The organism is Dyadobacter koreensis (assembly GCF_900108855.1).
Lineage (GTDB): Bacteria > Bacteroidota > Bacteroidia > Cytophagales > Spirosomataceae > Dyadobacter > Dyadobacter koreensis.
Map to the genome: position 1 here is coordinate 401,848 of NZ_FNXY01000007.1, position 16,923 is coordinate 418,770.

Sequence of the window (16,923 nt, forward strand, 5' to 3'; positions counted from 1 at the left end):
GTAAAACTTGTGACTTTACTCACTTTTCAAGCTTTTCACCGGGTTCATTAATGCTGCTTTGATACTCTGGTGACTAATGGTTATACCGGCGATAATCATTGTTGTGATGATGGAAAGAAGGAAAATCTCCGGGCCAATATTTATGTGGTATGCAAATTCCTGTAACCATTTGTCCATGGCAAACCAGGCAACCGGCGCGGCGACAATAAAGGCGATCAGTATCAGCCAGATGAATTGATTGACAAAGAGCACAACCAATCCCGGAACGGAAGCTCCCATAACTTTACGAATCCCAATTTCCTTGGTACGCTGCACGGCCATCAACGAAACAAGTCCGTATAAACCCAGGCAACCGATCAGGATTGCAATCGTTGAAAACATCCGGAAGGCGTTATACATTTTGTATTCCTGGGTATAAAGACTCGCAATGCGCTCATCCATGAATTCGTAGGAAAAAAGAGATTTAGGATTCAGCGCTGACCAATCTTTTTCGATGGAAGCCAGCGTTTCACGCATTTTTTCAGGACGAAGTTTTACACTTGCCTGCCAGAATGAATTGGGATTGTACATAATCACACAGGCTCTGATTTTTTTGTGTTTGGATTCACTTTGGAAGTCCTGAACAACACCTCTGATTCTGATCGGTTGGTCGCCGATAAAAAAACGCTGGCCGATTGCTTTTTCAGGACTACTAATTCCTAAACGTTTGATCAGTGTTTCATTGACAATCAGATTTGCCACCGTGTCTTTTGTAATCACCTTGGTAACCGGCTCACCGGCGAGCAGTTTTATATGATACATCGACAAGTAATTTTCATCAACCTGCTTAATTTCCGTCACATCATTTTCCGTCATGCCCAATTCCGGGGAAGAGAACGGCGCAAAACTGTTATTATAAGCAGGGCCGCCCGAGGCAAAACTGGTGTGCTGCACACCTGGATTATCCAGTAATTTCTGACGAAGCACATCTGGTTTTTCACCGGTCGAAAATGTTACGATGGCATCTTTGTCAAATCCAATATCTTTATTCAAAAAGAAATCCATCTGGCTCCCAACGATCAAAGTTCCCACAAGCAGAATCTGGGTTATTGAAAATTGTACAACTACCAGGCCTTTACGTAAAAAAGATTTACCATTTGAATTATCAGAAATACCGGATTTTAGTGCTTTCAAAGGCTGGAATCCTGATTGAATAAATGCAGGATACAATCCGGCCAAAAGAATAGTAATGATTACAATAACAAGAAGGGCACCGACCATTTCTTGTTTGAAAAGACTGGCAGTCTCAATTCTGATATCCAGTAAAGTCTCTGTGTAGGGCAAAAATAGCATAACGGCAAGCAGCGAAATAATAACCGAAACCAATACAAGCAGCGTTGTCTCGCCCATGACCTGCATGATCAATTGTTTTCTGAAAGCACCCAGCGTTTTCCGTATCCCTACTTCTTTTCCGCGTTTTAAAGATTGAGCGGTGGCGAGATTTACAAAATTGATACAAGCCGTCAGTATAATAAAAAGTGCCACACCTGCTAGTCCGTATATTGTTTCCTTAGATCTTGGCATTGAAATCTGGTTTAGATAGCGTCTGTCAAAATGAATTTCCTTTAATGGCTGTAAAAGCAAAAGTCCCTTTTCCCAGGCAATATCAGCCGCCCAGTTCTTTTGGACAAAAGCAGGAAGTCTTGCCTCTATGGCTTTTGCCGGTTCATTTTTTGGCAGAGCGATATACACCATTCCACCCTGAATTGACCAGAAGTTTGAGGTATTTACATTTTTTCTGATGGTTTCCCAGGATACCAAAAAGGAAAAAACAAGGTGTGTATTGGAAGGCAGATCTTTTATTATGCCCGTGACACGCAAATCATGTTCGTTATTAAGCTTGATGACTTTACCAATTGCATCTTTATCCTGAAAATATTTTCGCGCTTCGCTCTCAGTAAGAACAACGGTATTAGGTTCTTGTAACGCAGTTTTAGGGTTTCCGGCCAACCATGAAAAATCGAAAATTCTTGAAAAATTTTGATCCGCATAAGCATATACTTTCAGATTATATTTCTTATCATCCACACTTACAAGACCGCCCTGCTCCGGAAAATATTGTGACACTTCTGCTTCGGGAAATTCATTTTTAAAAGCCGGAGCTATCGCAAAAGCACAGCTTGGATTATAGTCCTTGCCGTGAAGCGTGATTCGATAAGTCTGATCCGCTTTTGTGTGATAATTATCGTACCCTAATTCATTTTGAACAATCAGAAAAATCACAACACAAGCCGCTAATCCCAGCGCCAAACCTGTGATGTTGATAAGCGCATACGTTTTGTTATGCATCAATGTTCTGAAAGCGATTTTGAAATAATTGCGTATCATACAGCAGGTTTTAAGGGTTAAAGTTTATACATTTTCACTCACTCTTTAAACTTTTAACAGGATTCGTCAATGCTGTTTTCAGGCTTTGTGTACAAATTGTAATAAGCGTCAAAGTCAGCAGTAAAACTGGCGGGATAATAAAAACGGATAAGCCAGGCGTGATATGAAAGGCATAATTTTCCAGCCAGGCATTGGATAAATAGTAGATGACGGGAATCGAGATAAGGGATGCAATGCAAACCATTTTTACGAAATCTTTTGAAATTAAGACAAGCAAACCTACCACAGAAGCACCAAGCACTTTGCGAACACCGATTTCTTTTGTTCTGAGTTTGATAACAAAACTTGAAAGACCCAACAAGCCAAGGCTGGCTACAATAATGGCAAGAATTGAGAATAGCCCAAAGACATTACCAAGACGTGCGTCGGCCTTATACTGCCGATCAAAGTATTCGTCCAGAAAGAAGTAATCAAATGGACTTCCGGGAAATGTTTTTTGATAAAGTTTTTCAACTTCGGCAAGACTTTTTGATGCATTTTCCGATTTTAGATTTACTGAAAGGTATTTCCAATTGCTAAAATTTGGATAATAACACAAAATCGGATCTATTTTTTCTTTTAAGGACCGTTGGTGAAAATTTTTCATAACGCCAGCAACTTTTAACTGCACGTCGTCTCCTGCCATGTAGAAAATAATCTTACCAACAGCTTCCTCGGGTGACTTAAAACCGAGCGTTTTGACCATTTCTTCATTAATTAAAACTTTGGTTATGCTTGCACTATCCATGCTGGATTTATCGATGCTCAAAAAGTTTTGTCCGGCAACCAATTTAATCTGATAGGTCGGAATAAAATTTTCATCAATCTCTAAAAGATAGGTCGCGTGGCTTTGTTGTTTACTCTGGGTCGCCCGTCTGAAATTGTTTTGTAAACGAATCTTGTGTCCCGGGATGTCAGACGTCGTAGTTGCGTTATTCACCGAAGTCAGTTTCTGAATTTGGCTTTTAAAAATCTGGTACTCATTGTCAATGACAGCACCCTTGACAACAGGTGCCTTTATTATAACAACTTGATCTTTCTGGTAGCCGAGATTGCCGTTTCTCATGAAATTAAATTGCTGAAAAACAACAACCGTTGAAGCAATTAGACTTATAGAAAGTACGAATTGAAAGGAAACCAATTTCTGCCTGATTGATATACCCCCGCTTGGGTACATTTTCAATCCTTTCACAGCACGAACCGGAATAAATGACGACATCACGAAGGCTGGATAGGCGCCAACAAATAAGGCACCAACCAGGAAAATGAACAAAACAGCAAACCAGAAAACAGGCTCATTACCTAGGCCGTTTGAAAAGAAACCTGTGGTAATATCTTTACCAATAAAATCATTAAAATAAGGTGTACAAGAAATTATAATGACCAACGCAGCTGCAAGCGCCAATAAATTGACAATAGAAGATTCAAAAAGAAACTGCGTGATCAGCTGTGATTTCCCTGCACCAACTACTTTTCTCATACCAACTTCCTTTGCCCGTTCCATCGATTTTGCGGTCGATAAATTGATATAGTTGATCCAGGCAATGAATAAAATGAATACGCCGATGACGCCTAAAAAGTAGATTTCAATGTCGCTGCCGTTTACCTCAGCTTCTCGGGAATAATTAGAATTCAGGTGAATGTCAGAGATTGGCTGTAAATGAAATGAAGACCGAAAATTCAATTCCTTCATCAGTTTGCCCAGATATTTTTCTGTAAAAGCCGGAAATTTTGCTTCTAGTTTTTTAACATCTGTGCCAGGAGCGAGTACAACATAAGTGTAAAATTCTGGCCAACCCCAATCGTCGTATCCATAATTCTGCTTGATAGACGACATAGAAACCAACATGTCAAATTTGATATGAGAATTATCTGGAACATCTTCAAAAACACCTGTCACTTTCATGGACATACTTCCATTCATATCCAGTATTTTGCCCAGGGGATCTGTGTCTCCAAAATATTTCCTGGCTGTGCTGGAAGACAGTACGATACTGTGAGGCTCGCTCAGGCAACTTTTCCGATCACCTGAAAGCAAAGGATAGGAGAAAATGTTGAAAAAAGACGCGTCTACAAGAAACATATTGGTTTCACTATGAATCTTTTCCCTGCCCTTGACATCTTTGTAAGAAAGCGTGTAGGAATTCATGAACAAGGCATTGGAAACCACCCGGACAAAATCCACGACTTCCGGAAAGTCTGCCTTCATAGCTGGGCCTACCGCCGGATGATTTGCAGCTGTCGCCGGCGTGTTAGCTAAGCTGCCAGCGTATGAAATCGGTACACGATAAATATTTTCTGCATTCGTATTAAACCTGTCATAAGTTGACTCAAAATACACATACTGAAAAATAAAAAAACAGGCTGCGATTCCAATCGCAAGCCCGAAAATGTTGATCGCAGAAAACCCTTTGTTTCTCCAAAGGCTGCGTCCGGCAATTATTAAATAGTTTCTTAGCATAGCATTTTTTTATAATCCTATTCACTTTTTAAACTCTTAACCGGATCCAACAAAGCTGCCCTTATTGCCTGGTAACTCACTGTCATAAGCGTTATCACCAATGCGCCAACACTCGCAAGCGCAAAAATCCACCAGGAAACCTCCGTCCGATACTCATATTTTTGCAGCCAGCTGTTGAGAAAATAATAGGCAACCGGTGCTGAAATGATACAGGAAATAACAACCAGGACAACAAAATCTTTCGAAAGCATTTGCCAGAGATTCGCGACAGAAGCGCCCAGTACTTTTCGAACACCGATTTCTTTGGTACGCTGCTCGGCGGTGAAAGTAGCCATTCCAAATAATCCAAGACAACTGATGAATATGGCCAGAACAGCAAAAAATGAAGTTAACTTTCCAATTCTCACCTCTTCGCCAAATTTTTTCGCGTATTGTTCGTCAGTAAACTTATAGTCGAAAGGTGCAGCCGGGTTAAATTTCTTGAAGACTTTTTCAATTTTATTTATTGCTTCTGTTGATCCTGATTCAGGATTTATTTTAATATTGAACACACTGGCCCAACCGTATTCCAGAAAAAAGCAAGTGCGAAAGGAAGCTTTGTATGGCGATTCCATGATCATATCTTTTATCACACCAATGACCTGATATGGTTTCCCGTCAGCTTTGATAATTGAACCAACAGGATTTTTTAGCCCCATAAATTTTGCAGCCGTCTCATTAATTACAACACCGGAAGAATCAGTAGAAAAAGATCTGGAAAAATCTCTACCTTCTTTAAACTGCCATCCAACTGTTTTGCCAAAATCATGAGAAACGGCCATAGTAGCAAAATTCCCTTGCGTTGCCGGATCCTTTCCCTCCCACTCATAACCATTGTTTATTGCAGCAATATATGTTGTAGGATTGGATGACTGCGACATCTCTTTGACTACACCCGTTTTAAGTAATTCACTTCTTATGGCGTCGTAGTGTCCATGCAATTCAGGTGTATTCATGGCAACCATCAGCAAATTATTTCTATCATATCCTACTGGACGGTTTTTGGCAAAGTCGATTTGACGAAAAACAGTAATTGTGCCAATAATTAAAATTATAGAAATTGTAAACTGAACTACAACCAGAACTTTACGGGGAACAGCGGCGAAACTGCCAAGTTTAATTCTTGCAAAACCACTTCCTTTTAATACTTTAATTGGCTGAAATGAAGACAAATAAAGTGCCGGATAACTTCCTGCAACAAGTCCTGTCAAAATGCTGAAACCGATACTGACAATCCAGAACAATGGCTCTTTCCAGGGAAAGATCATTTTTTTATCCGCTACCTCATTAAAGTATGGTAACGCGGAAATCACAAAAATCACGGATAAAATAAAAGCAAGAGCCACTACGAGTAATGATTCGCTAAAAAACTGTGTGATCAGCTGACTTCTTAAAGAACCAATCGCCTTACGGATCCCAACTTCCTTCGCTCTTTTTTCACTTCTTGCTGTACTCAGATTCATAAAGTTGATACAAGCCAAGAGCAAAACGAACACACCGATAATGCCAAAAAGCCAAACAAATTCTATGCTGCCACCAGCAATTTTACCATTTTTAAATTCAGCATATAAGTGCCATTTGCTTATTGGGTGAAGGAATATCTCAGGCTTAAATACCGCGTCCTGCGGTGTAACTGCATTTAATTTCACGTTCTTGATTTTTGCAGAAACCTTGTCCATATCTGCCTGATCAGCAATTTGTACGAACGTAAGAAACATATTTGCACGCCAGGGATTTGTCTTTTTTTCAGACCAGTCTTCATTGTTGATGTATAACTCCCACGGTGCGATAAATGCCAGATCCTTAAAATCGGAGTTGTAACGAATATTTTTATAAACGCCGGTAACTTTCAGATCCTGTTTGTTATTAACTTTAATGACCTTGTCAATCGGATCATGATCTCCAAAAAGTGCCTTTGCGGTTTCCTCCGAGAGCATAATAGAATTAATATCTTTCAGACCAGCCCTTGTTCCCTTTATCATATTTAACGACAACATTTCTGTAATCCCCGGTTCCATGAAATTTCCTGTTTTAGAAATTTTCTGATCTCCAAAGGCCAAAATCCGGGTGGACGGCCAGGACGACATAATTACATGTTTAAAGTCACTTCCATATTTATTGCGAATTTCTTCGCCCATTAAATAAGGAACAGAACTTTGGGTCGTCACTTCATTATTGAAAGTCTGATTTTGCTTAATAACCGCTAGACGATCGAAATTTTCGAAGGACTTGTTAAACGAAAGTTCATCAAAAATCCACAGCCCGATAAGCATGGCCACGGCCAGACCAGTAGCAAGGCCAGCAATATTAATAAAGGAGTAAACCTTGTTTTTGATTAAATTCCTTTTGGCGATTTTGATATAATTGCTGATCATGGCTTTGTATAAATGAGTTTTACAAGTAGTTGCAGCTCAAATAGTTTGCCAAATCTTTAATAATAGTTTAAAAGATTAACAATCAAACACTTATTAAAAACAAAGCGAACGAACAATGTCCGATAATGAACACTGTTCGTTCGCTTTGGAACGGCTGCTAACACCGATTTGCAATCGGTGTTGAGTGGTTTCGCGTTTGCAACGCGAAAAAGTAATCAAGACAGCACCAACATATATTTCTTAAATACTAATAATGAGTTACTAATCCCACCTTCACTCCGTCAAACCAAAACACCAACTAAAAACAGATGGCATCCGACCAGTATTTCATCAGGAATCAAAACGCTGTTTATTTTTTAACAATGACGGTAGTCGATTGGATCGATGTATTCACAAGAAAAGAGTACAAGTTTATGATAACAGACTCATTAATATATTGCCAGAAAGAAAAAGGTCTTCAAATTCATGGCTGGTGTTTGATGTCCAATCATCTTCATTTGTTAGCATCAGCAAAAGACGGCTATAATTTATCAGACATTCTTCGTGACTTTAAGAAATTTACCTCAAAAAAAATCGTTGCGACAATCAATAGTGAAGTAGAAAGTCGTAAAGACTGGATGTTATATCGTTTTGAGTTTGCCGGAAAGTTCAAGGTGAATGTAAAAGACTACAAATTCTGGCAGGATGGAAATCACGCTACGGAATGTTTTAGTTATGAATTCGCAAAACAGAAGCTGAATTATATACATCAAAATCCTGTCAGAGCTTCGATTGTAGATGAGGCTGAAAATTACTTGTTCAGTTCTGCCCGGAATTATGCCGGATTGAAAGGGCTGGTTGAAACAAACTTTATCTGATGTTTAAAATATTTTATTTTTTGACGAGACTCTTTATAAAGCTTTGCTTTTAGTCGCGTTGCAAACGCTGGACAATGCAACGCCGATTGCAAATCGGTGTTAGCTCTTTGAGATTATCGCAGTCAGCTCGCTTAGCGCATATAACGGTAAATTCATCAGCCATTCCTCCCTTCTGAAATCAGACATTGAAGTTCTGATTGTCAACGCCGGACTGTATTTTTCATAAAACACCTTTAAACTTTTCGCCTTCAGATTTTCTTCCGCCTTCACTTCAACAGGAATAATTTTTCCTGAAAATTGGATAAGGAAATCTATTTCCGCGGTTGCATTTTCCGCTGACCAGTAATAGGTAGATATTTCTTTGAAAGTGATTAATTGCTGCATCACAAACTGCTCAGTTAATGCCCCCTTAAATTCTTCAAATAAAACATTTCCTTCCAAAAGCGTCTTTACATCCATATTCACCATCGCACCTAACAAGCCAATATCTACGATAAATAATTTAAACGCACCAAAGTCTTCATAAGCCTTCAGCGGTATGGCAGGTTTCGTTATCCGGTTCACTTTATAAATTAGTCCACAATCTATTAACCATGACATTGCCAATTCGTACTCTTTTGCTCTTGCCCCCTCCTTAATAATTCCGTAAATAAACTTCTTGTTTTCTTTTGCAAGCTGCGCCGGAATTGACTGCCATAACATTCTTATTCTGGGAACAATTTCCCGTGGAGCGTGTTTTGAGAAGTCTTGTTCATATGATTCCAGAATTCGTTTCTGAATATCTCTCACTTTATCAAAATCAGAATTTTTAGAGAATGACAATACGGCTTCCGGCATGCCACCTACGTAATAATACTGTTTCAATAACTGTATGTACTTTGTTTTAAATGTTTTAATCAGCAGCCAGTCCTGACTTTCTAAAAGTTGAAGTAAAGGACCTTCGCCAAGGGCTTGTAGAAATTCAATAAAGCTTAAAGGATGTAAATCCAGAAACTCAACCTTTCCAACCGGAAACGAGGTTTGCCTGTTCAGCGCAACTCCGAGCAATGAACCGGCAGAAATGATATGATATTCCGGGGCGATTTCGTGAAAATATTTCAGTGACGTCAATGCACCTTGTGCCTCCTGAATTTCATCCAGAATAATTAAAGTATTTTCAGGATTAATAATGATACCAGTTTCTATCTGTAGGGCGAGAATTATTCGTTTGATATCAAAATCAGTTTCGAATATGGTGCCTAGTCTCCTGTTACTTTCAAAATTGACATAAACACATTGTTCGTATTCCTGCTTCCCGAAAGCCTTCATTATCCAAGTTTTACCTACCTGACGAGCTCCCCGTATCAATAATGGTTTACGGTTTTCCGAATTTTTCCATGCTATCAATTGACTAGTTTCTCTCCTCTCCATTATTTTAGTACATTTATTCGTATGATAATATGCACTAAATTACACCTTTTCCTTTGAATAAATGTAAATAGTCCCATTTATTCAAAGGAAAAAGTGCAAATCACCGCATCATTTGCCACAAAAAGTAAACGTCTTGTCTATTTCTTCGCTGAATTTACCACACCAATCAGGTATTCAAACTAAAATAGAAAGTACTCCCCATACCAATTTCAGAATCCAGCCCAATCTTGCCACCCTGCGCTTCGATAAATTCTTTGCTGATGGCAAGCCCTAGCCCCGTTCCGGTTTTTGGGCTTCCCGGAACCTGGAAGTAGCGGTCGAAAATTTTCTCGCGGTAACGGCTTTCAATACCTTTTCCCTGATCTTTTACAGAAAATATAATGCAGTTATTTTCTTTCTTAACACCAATTTCAATCTTAGTATCTTCAGATGAATAGCGGATTGCATTGGTTAGAAAGTTAATCAATACCCAAGCCGTTTTTTCCGTATCTGCTTTTACTTCGGGGAGATTTTCATCTGCATTCAACACCAGTTTGATCTGCTTCTGGTCGGCCTGTACTTTCACCGCCTCTGTTGCGTATTGAATAATTTTGTAGGGATTTCCTTGCTGAATGTTTAATTGTATATTTCCGGTTTCGACCTGCGAAAGATTCAGCAGTTCTCCTGTAATTTTCAGCAACCTGTTACTGTCATCTTTTATACTTTCAATCAATTGTTTCTGCTCTTCGTTTACCTCTCCGGTTTGTTTATTTTCCAACAATTGAACACTCATTTTGATCGATGAAATCGGTGTTTTTAACTCATGCGAAACCGTGGCGATAAAATTGGTTTTGGCAAAATCCAGTTCTTTGAACGGTGTGATGTTTTTTAACACAATAACCTGACCGATGAATATTTTTTCCTTCTCCCCTGTTGGTGTAATGGTAATATTTACAATTTCCTTCTCGAAATAACTTTCCTTGTTATCAGCGTATATTTTAAGTGGCTTCTCTTTTTCATGATCAGGTTTTGGCGTTACCAATCCCTGAACGAGTGAGCGGATAAGGTCATTATGCAGAGCGACATCCACAGCTGCTTTTCCAACAACATCTTCTGCCAGGAGCCCCGAGATTTTCAAGACTTCATTGTTGGCAAAAAGTATCTTCTTATTTTCGTCCAAACCCAAAACAGGCTCGTGCATGTTGTTGATCAGGGTTTCAATTCTTTTCTTTTCAAATAGTATTTTAGAAAGATTGCTGCTGTCATATTCTTCCAGTTTTTCAGCCATCGTATTGAAAGATCCCGCGAGTTCTCCGAACTCATTTTTGCTTCCAAAAGTCACCCGCTGAGAATAGTTCTTTGCAGCAATTTCCTTTATACTTTCCGTCAGTTCTTTAATGGGATTGGCGATATTACTTGGCAGATTGACCAGCAATGTAAAAGCAAATAAAAAGCAAAGCGTTCCCGTGATCACAATCCATAAATTGGCAGAACGCGCAGTTTCCTTGGCCACCTCACTTTTGCGCTGAATCGCCTCCATATTTAAACGCATCAACTCTGTGATATCTTTACGAATAACCTGATGAAGCAGCAAATTGGACGGATCCTGTTTTAACTGAGTCAAATGTTCAGAAATCGCATCTGTCGCCTCCCGCTCCCCTATTTCCGTGACATTTTTTCGTTGTTTGTTCAGGTTATCTTCAAACGTTAAAAAAGCTTTTGTTCCGCGCTGTGTTTGATCCAGCGACATCAACATATTACGGGAATATTCGAGTGTGTTATAATTATCAACCAGAATATTTTCGGTATCGTTTTTTAATACGTTGATATAACGCGCTGCGACCAATGAAAGGATAATGATCATCAGGAACAGCAGGCCAACGCCGAGGGTTAATTTGGTTTTTATTTTCATCAGGACAAAATGACCAGGTCAATTTCGGAAACAGATAGTTTTTTTAGTAACTGGTTAAAGATATTGGTGGCCAAAATTACTTTAAACAAACTCATATGCGGCTTACCAATGCAAATTGTTGTGATTTGTCTTTGCTCGGCAACTTCCATAATCGTACGGGATACATGCGGACTTTCAACTCGAATTATTTCGCCTCCAAGTTCAGTCGCCAGTTTAAAATTATTGATCAGATGCCGTTGTTTATCCAGCGCAATTTTATCGGTGCTTTCATTTGGTGTTTGCACATAAAGCAACACCCAGGGACTATTGTAATAACTGGCCAACCGGGCCGTTTTACGAATTACATTTTTAGAAGTTTGTGCGTTACTGCTTATGCATGCCATAAATTTATTTGCTTTTAAAGCGGTCACACTTCGGGAAGTCACCTCCGTCTCCACTTTCCTGACCACCTGGCTGGCCACTTCTTTCAGCGCAAGCTCACGAAGTTGTAGAATATTTCCGGATGTAAAAAAGTTGTTAAGTGCAGTCGGCACTTTTTCAGCAGCATAAATTTTACCTTCCTTCAGACGAGTGATCAATTCGTCTGCCGTCAGGTCAATATTGACAACTTCATCGGCCTGTTGCAGCACGCTATCGGGAATTCTTTCCTTTACTTCAACACCGGTAATTTGCTTGATCTCTTCATTCAGGCTTTCAATATGCTGAATATTGACCGCACTGATCACGTTGATTCCCGCGTCCAGAATCTCCATCACATCCTGCCAACGTTTGTCGTTTTTACTACCCTCGATGTTGGTATGAGCCAGTTCATCAATAATCACAATCTCCGGACGCAAACTGATTACAGCTTGCAGGTCCAGTTCTTCAAGTTCTTTTCCTTTATAAAAAAGTTTACGCCTTGGAATGATGGGCAGGCCATCAAGCAAGTCGTGGGTTTCTTTCCGGTTATGGGTTTCTATATAACCGATTTTCACATCAATGCCGTTTCGCATCAATGTGTGGGCCTCTTGCAGCATCCGGAAGGTTTTACCTACACCGGCACTCATGCCGATGTAAATTTTAAACTTTCCTTTCCTGGATTTTTTGATCAGGTCCAGAAAATGTTTTACGTTGTTTTCTTTTTCAGTCATTAAAATGATAGTGCAACGGATGTTGTAACAAAGAAATTCTGGTTGTCTGCCCTGCCATCCTTTGTAAATATATCGTCTTTGCTGTTAAAAGCCCTTGCTTCGAGTCTGAACATTACATTTTGTGCAGGCAGGTAATCGAAGTTGGCAGAGTAACCAAAAGTTTTAAAACCGTTTGGCGTTCCTGTGCTGATGATCACCCCTTTTTCGTCTGCATAATATTCTCCTCTGGCAGCAATCCTGACTTTTTCATTCGGCATATAGCGGGCAATCAAAACCGGCGTATACCACACATTGTAACTGCTGCTTCCTTTACTTTTTTGTTGCATTCCAATGTCAAATCCGGCAGTCAAACCAAATTTATCTGTGAGCTGAAACTGGCCGTAAATGTTGTTAAAATAACGCCATTGTTTGGTGCTGTCCGGCTGCTCATTTCCAATATAAGTGCTCCAATTTAATGTTGCATTTGCAGACGGTTTGTATGTTAATTGTGTCCCAAATGCAGGCGTCTGGTTTCCCGGGATTTTCTGGATACGCTGCCAGCCGTTCAGATACATGGCCGCGGCATATAATTTTTCGTTTTTGCTGGTATACCCAATTTTGACACCTGCTTCATAATATGGAGAATTTTCGGCCAGAATACTGCGCGTCAAATTCCAGTTGTCTTTTCCGATCGCGCTTTCAAACCCAATGTGCGAAGGCATGATTCCGGCGTCAATCCAGAGGTTATTCTTTTTTGAAATTTTAAAACCCACATTGGCTTCAAAGATATTTTTCAATAATCCCTGTTCCGCGGCCAGGTTATATTGCGGATAGGTACCGGCCATCACAGCCAGGTTTGCCCTTACATTTACTGTATTGTAGTTAACCTTAAAAAGTCCAAGGTTTAAATTGACTTCGTTGTGTTTGTTGAAATTGTATAAAAATCCCGGTCGTTCGTGATTGGCTGGTTTGTTAAAATCGTAACTGTAAAAAGCTTCAACGTAACCTGAAAAAGTCAGTGGATTTGGTTTTGCTTTTTCAATTGAAATGGTATCCTGGGCAATAGCAGGAATAGAAAAAATTCCTGCGGCAAACAAAAGTAATTTATTCATTGTAATACTAATAAGTGTACTGGATTCTTGATTTTTTGTTGAGATTTTTAAATTAAATAACGTTGAGTAATGCATGCTTTTACTTAACCTGGTCAAGGGCCATGTTCAGCTTCAAAACATTCACTTTAGCAGGTCCCAGAAGTCCCAGTAAAGGCGCTTCTGTGTTTTCTTCAATGAGTTTTTGAATGTTCTGCTCTGAAACCTTTCTTGTTTTAGCGACCCGTTTTAGTTGAACGAGTGCAGCATTTGGAGAAATATCAGGATCAAGTCCACTTCCACTCGCCGTTACCAATTCCACGGGCACATCCTGTTTTTTAACATCAGGATTGTGGACTAAAAAGGTATCAATCCTGGCCTGAACCGTTTGAAGGTATTCAGGATTTGAAGGTGCCTTGTTGCTACCACCACTACCGGCTGCATTATAATCCACAGCCGATGGGCGGGAATTGAAATACTTGTCTTCGGTGAAAGCCTGGCCAACGTTGGTGTAATATTTTTTTCCGTTTTGAGTGATCACCTCGCCGTTTCCATGGTTAGGGGCCAGCTGTGCAATTCCCCAGATTATTATTGTATAAACCCCGGCAAAGAAAACCAGCGTGATGGCGGTTAATTTGATTGCAGGAAATAGGTTCGTTTTCATTTTTATTTATTTTAACTTTAAAGAAATTTAGATTTTATGGAAGCTGTACTAAAAATTAAATCTTCTGAGTTTACTGACGAATTGATTTCCAAAATCAAAGCTTTGCTAAGTGTTTCAAAAGATAGCGAGGTCACGATTAGTATTACTGACAAAGCATCGCCTGGAATCTTGCGTGACGAGAGCCGTGAAGAATATTTCTCGCGACTTGACAAATCGATTGATGACTTTGAAAAAGGAAATGTTGTTTCGTTTAGTGGAGACAGCTTTGAACAGTTTGTAAAGCATATCTCACAGGAATGAATAACACTATCTTTTCTCTTCAAGTGATTGAAGATCTCACACACTGGTCCAAAAGTGAACCCCGCCTTGTTAAAAAAGTTTTTGAATTGATCAATGATATCCACAAACACCCTTTCGAAGGACTTGGTAAACCCGAAGGTCTCAAACATCAATACAAAGGTTTTTGGAGCAGGAGAATTACAGACGAACATCGTTTGATTTATAAGCCTGTTTCCGAAAAAGACATCCTTGTTATCAGTGTTCATGGACATTATGATCAATAATTAAAACCAGATACTCACCAGCATGTCAATCACCTTAATCCCGATGAAAGGCACTACAACACCGCCCAGACCGTAGATAAAAAGGTTTCGTCTCAGCAATGCACTGGCTCCGATTGGCTTGTATGCCACACCTTTCAAGGCCAGCGGGATCAGGATCGGAATGATGATCGCATTGAAAATCACTGCCGATAATATCGCACTTTCCGGACTATGAAGATCCATGATGTTCAACCCTTGAAGCGCTGGAATGGAAGCAATGAACAAGGCTGGAATGATGGCGAAATATTTGGCAACGTCGTTCGCGATTGAGAAAGTTGTCAGCGTACCACGCGTCATTAAAAGCTGCTTGCCAATCTCAACAATCTCGATCAGTTTGGTTGGATCGTTATCCAAATCCACCATATTTCCCGCTTCTTTTGCCGCCTGGGTACCGCTGTTCATGGCCACTCCAACATCAGCCTGTGCAAGGGCCGGCGCATCGTTGGTACCATCTCCCATCATCGCAACCAGTTTTCCGCTTTCCTGTTCTCTTTTGATGTAGTTCATTTTATCTTCCGGCTTGGCTTCTGCGATAAAGTCATCCACACCCGCCTTTTCAGCGATAAACCTGGCAGTCAAAGGATTATCACCTGTCACCATCACTGTTTTTACGCCCATTTTACGCAGACGCTCGAACCTTTCACTAATACCAGGTTTGATGATATCCTGCAACTCGATCACACCCAGCACCTTTTCATTTTCTGTAACCACCAGCGGCGTTCCACCGTTGTTCGAAATAGCCTTTGTTTTTTCTTCAATATCAGCCGGGAAATTATTCCCTGCTTTTACTGTCAGATTTTTCATAGAATCAAAGGCGCCTTTGCGGATTCTTGTTTCATCAAAGTCAACACCTGAACTTCTGGTTTCCGCAGTGAATTTGATAAAAGTCGGATTATTCAGGTTCGCATAAGTCGACGGGTTTAAATTCGCCAGTTCCAGAATTGATTTTCCTTCCGGTGTTTCATCAGCGATTGAACTCAGTACCGCGCATTTGATGAAATGATTGTCCGTCACGCCTTTTGCTGCATAGAAATTCGTTGCCTTTCTATTACCGATCGTGATTGTTCCTGTTTTATCTAAAAGAAGTACGTCAATATCACCTGCTGTTTCTACCGCTTTACCTGATTTGGTGATCACATTGGCGCGAAGTGCCCTGTCCATCCCGGCAATACCGATCGCTGAAAGCAGACCACCAATCGTTGTCGGAATCAGACAAACGAAAAGGGAGATAAATGCGGCGATCGTAATTGGTGTATTGGCATGGTCTGCAAACGGTTTCAAAGTCACACAGACAATGATAAATACCAGGGTAAAACCAGCTAAAAGGATCGTCAGTGCAATTTCATTCGGTGTTTTCTGACGGCTCGCACCTTCTACCAAAGCGATCATTTTATCAAGAAAACTTTCGCCAGGCTCCGTTGTTACCATCACCTTTATTTTGTCGGACAATACCTTCGTACCGCCTGTCACACTACTTTTATCACCGCCTGCTTCACGGATCACCGGTGCACTTTCGCCGGTGATGGCGCTTTCGTCAATCGTTGCAAGACCTTCGATAATTTCACCGTCCGTTGCAATATTATCACCAGCTTCACAGATAAAAACATCACCCTTTTTCATCGATGCAGACATTACCTGTCTTGTTGAAACCGAGAAACCTGGTTTGTTTTCAATAACCAGTCTGGCCGGTGTTTCCTCTCTTGTTTTACGCAAACTGTCGGCCTGCGCTTTTCCCCTTGCTTCTGCGATCCCTTCTGCGAAATTGGCAAAAAGCAGTGTCAGCAAAAGAATAAGAAAAACGGTAAAGTTATAGGCAAAACTGCCCTGGGATTTTTCACCCATCAAAGTCCAGATACTTACCACCAGCATAATCACAGTCCCGATTTCCACGGTGAACATCACCGGATTGCGGAACATTATTTTGGGGTTCAATTTTACAAATGCCTGTTTGAGGGCTTCATTAACCAAGTCCTTCTGAAATAAGGACGTATCTTGATTTTTCATTTCATTATGGCTTTTAG

Annotated in this window: 12 protein-coding genes; 3 read left to right on the forward strand and 9 right to left on the reverse strand. The window is 40.2% G+C overall.

The features are described from left to right. Positions 1–15 precede the first annotated feature (15 nt). Genes BMY70_RS23100 through BMY70_RS23110 form a run of 3 tightly spaced genes read right to left on the reverse strand, consistent with a single transcriptional unit; the run spans position 16 to position 7,281 of the window. Complete coding sequence (locus BMY70_RS23100) at positions 16–2,367, reverse strand: ABC transporter permease (RefSeq protein ID WP_090338704.1); 2,352 nt, start codon at positions 2,365–2,367, stop codon at positions 16–18. A 34-nt stretch (positions 2,368–2,401) separates the two neighbouring features. Beyond that, on the reverse strand, positions 2,402–4,867 hold the full coding sequence (locus BMY70_RS23105) for an ABC transporter permease (protein WP_090338706.1): 2,466 nt from the start codon (positions 4,865–4,867) through the stop codon (positions 2,402–2,404). Between the two features lie 17 nt (positions 4,868–4,884). After that, entirely contained in the window at positions 4,885–7,281 is a 2,397-nt protein-coding gene (locus BMY70_RS23110) for an ABC transporter permease (RefSeq protein WP_090338708.1), read from the reverse strand. 308 nt (positions 7,282–7,589) lie between these two features. Here BMY70_RS23110 and BMY70_RS23115 point away from each other — a divergent pair, with 308 nt between their 5' ends. Further along, positions 7,590–8,138 (forward strand): REP-associated tyrosine transposase, encoded by a 549-nt coding sequence (locus BMY70_RS23115; protein WP_090338710.1) that lies wholly within the window; start codon positions 7,590–7,592, stop codon positions 8,136–8,138. Between the two features lie 99 nt (positions 8,139–8,237). Here the strand turns inward: BMY70_RS23115 and BMY70_RS23120 are convergent, their stop codons facing one another. From BMY70_RS23120 to BMY70_RS23140, 5 genes are all read right to left on the reverse strand, one after another. Next, positions 8,238–9,548, reverse strand: coding sequence for an ATP-binding protein (locus BMY70_RS23120; RefSeq protein ID WP_090338712.1), 1,311 nt, complete (start codon positions 9,546–9,548; stop codon positions 8,238–8,240). Between the two features lie 166 nt (positions 9,549–9,714). Next, entirely contained in the window at positions 9,715–11,439 is a 1,725-nt protein-coding gene (locus tag BMY70_RS23125; protein ID WP_090338714.1) for an ATP-binding protein, read from the reverse strand. Further along, positions 11,439–12,569, reverse strand: a complete 1,131-nt coding sequence (locus tag BMY70_RS23130; RefSeq protein ID WP_090338716.1) for a universal stress protein — start codon at positions 12,567–12,569, stop codon at positions 11,439–11,441. The genes BMY70_RS23125 and BMY70_RS23130 overlap by 1 nt, the downstream gene beginning before the upstream one ends. Next, on the reverse strand, positions 12,569–13,660 hold the full coding sequence (locus BMY70_RS23135) for a porin (RefSeq protein WP_090338867.1): 1,092 nt from the start codon (positions 13,658–13,660) through the stop codon (positions 12,569–12,571). Before BMY70_RS23135 ends, BMY70_RS23130 begins: the two co-directional genes overlap by 1 nt. A 79-nt stretch (positions 13,661–13,739) precedes the next feature. Then, entirely contained in the window at positions 13,740–14,300 is a 561-nt protein-coding gene (locus BMY70_RS23140) for a K(+)-transporting ATPase subunit C (protein WP_090338719.1), read from the reverse strand. 36 nt (positions 14,301–14,336) lie between these two features. Here BMY70_RS23140 and BMY70_RS23145 point away from each other — a divergent pair, with 36 nt between their 5' ends. Together BMY70_RS23145 and BMY70_RS23150 are read left to right on the forward strand one after the other, a co-directional pair. Further along, positions 14,337–14,600 carry a hypothetical protein gene (locus tag BMY70_RS23145; RefSeq protein ID WP_090338720.1) on the forward strand — a complete coding sequence of 88 codons (264 nt, stop codon included), beginning with the start codon at positions 14,337–14,339 and terminating at the stop codon, positions 14,598–14,600. After that, positions 14,597–14,863 (forward strand): Txe/YoeB family addiction module toxin, encoded by a 267-nt coding sequence (locus BMY70_RS23150; protein ID WP_090338723.1) that lies wholly within the window; start codon positions 14,597–14,599, stop codon positions 14,861–14,863. Before BMY70_RS23145 ends, BMY70_RS23150 begins: the two co-directional genes overlap by 4 nt. Here BMY70_RS23150 and kdpB read toward each other — a convergent pair whose 3' ends face one another. Further along, positions 14,864–16,906, reverse strand: a complete 2,043-nt coding sequence (kdpB, locus tag BMY70_RS23155; RefSeq protein WP_090338725.1) for a potassium-transporting ATPase subunit KdpB — start codon at positions 16,904–16,906, stop codon at positions 14,864–14,866. Between the last annotated feature and the right edge of the window lie 17 nt (positions 16,907–16,923).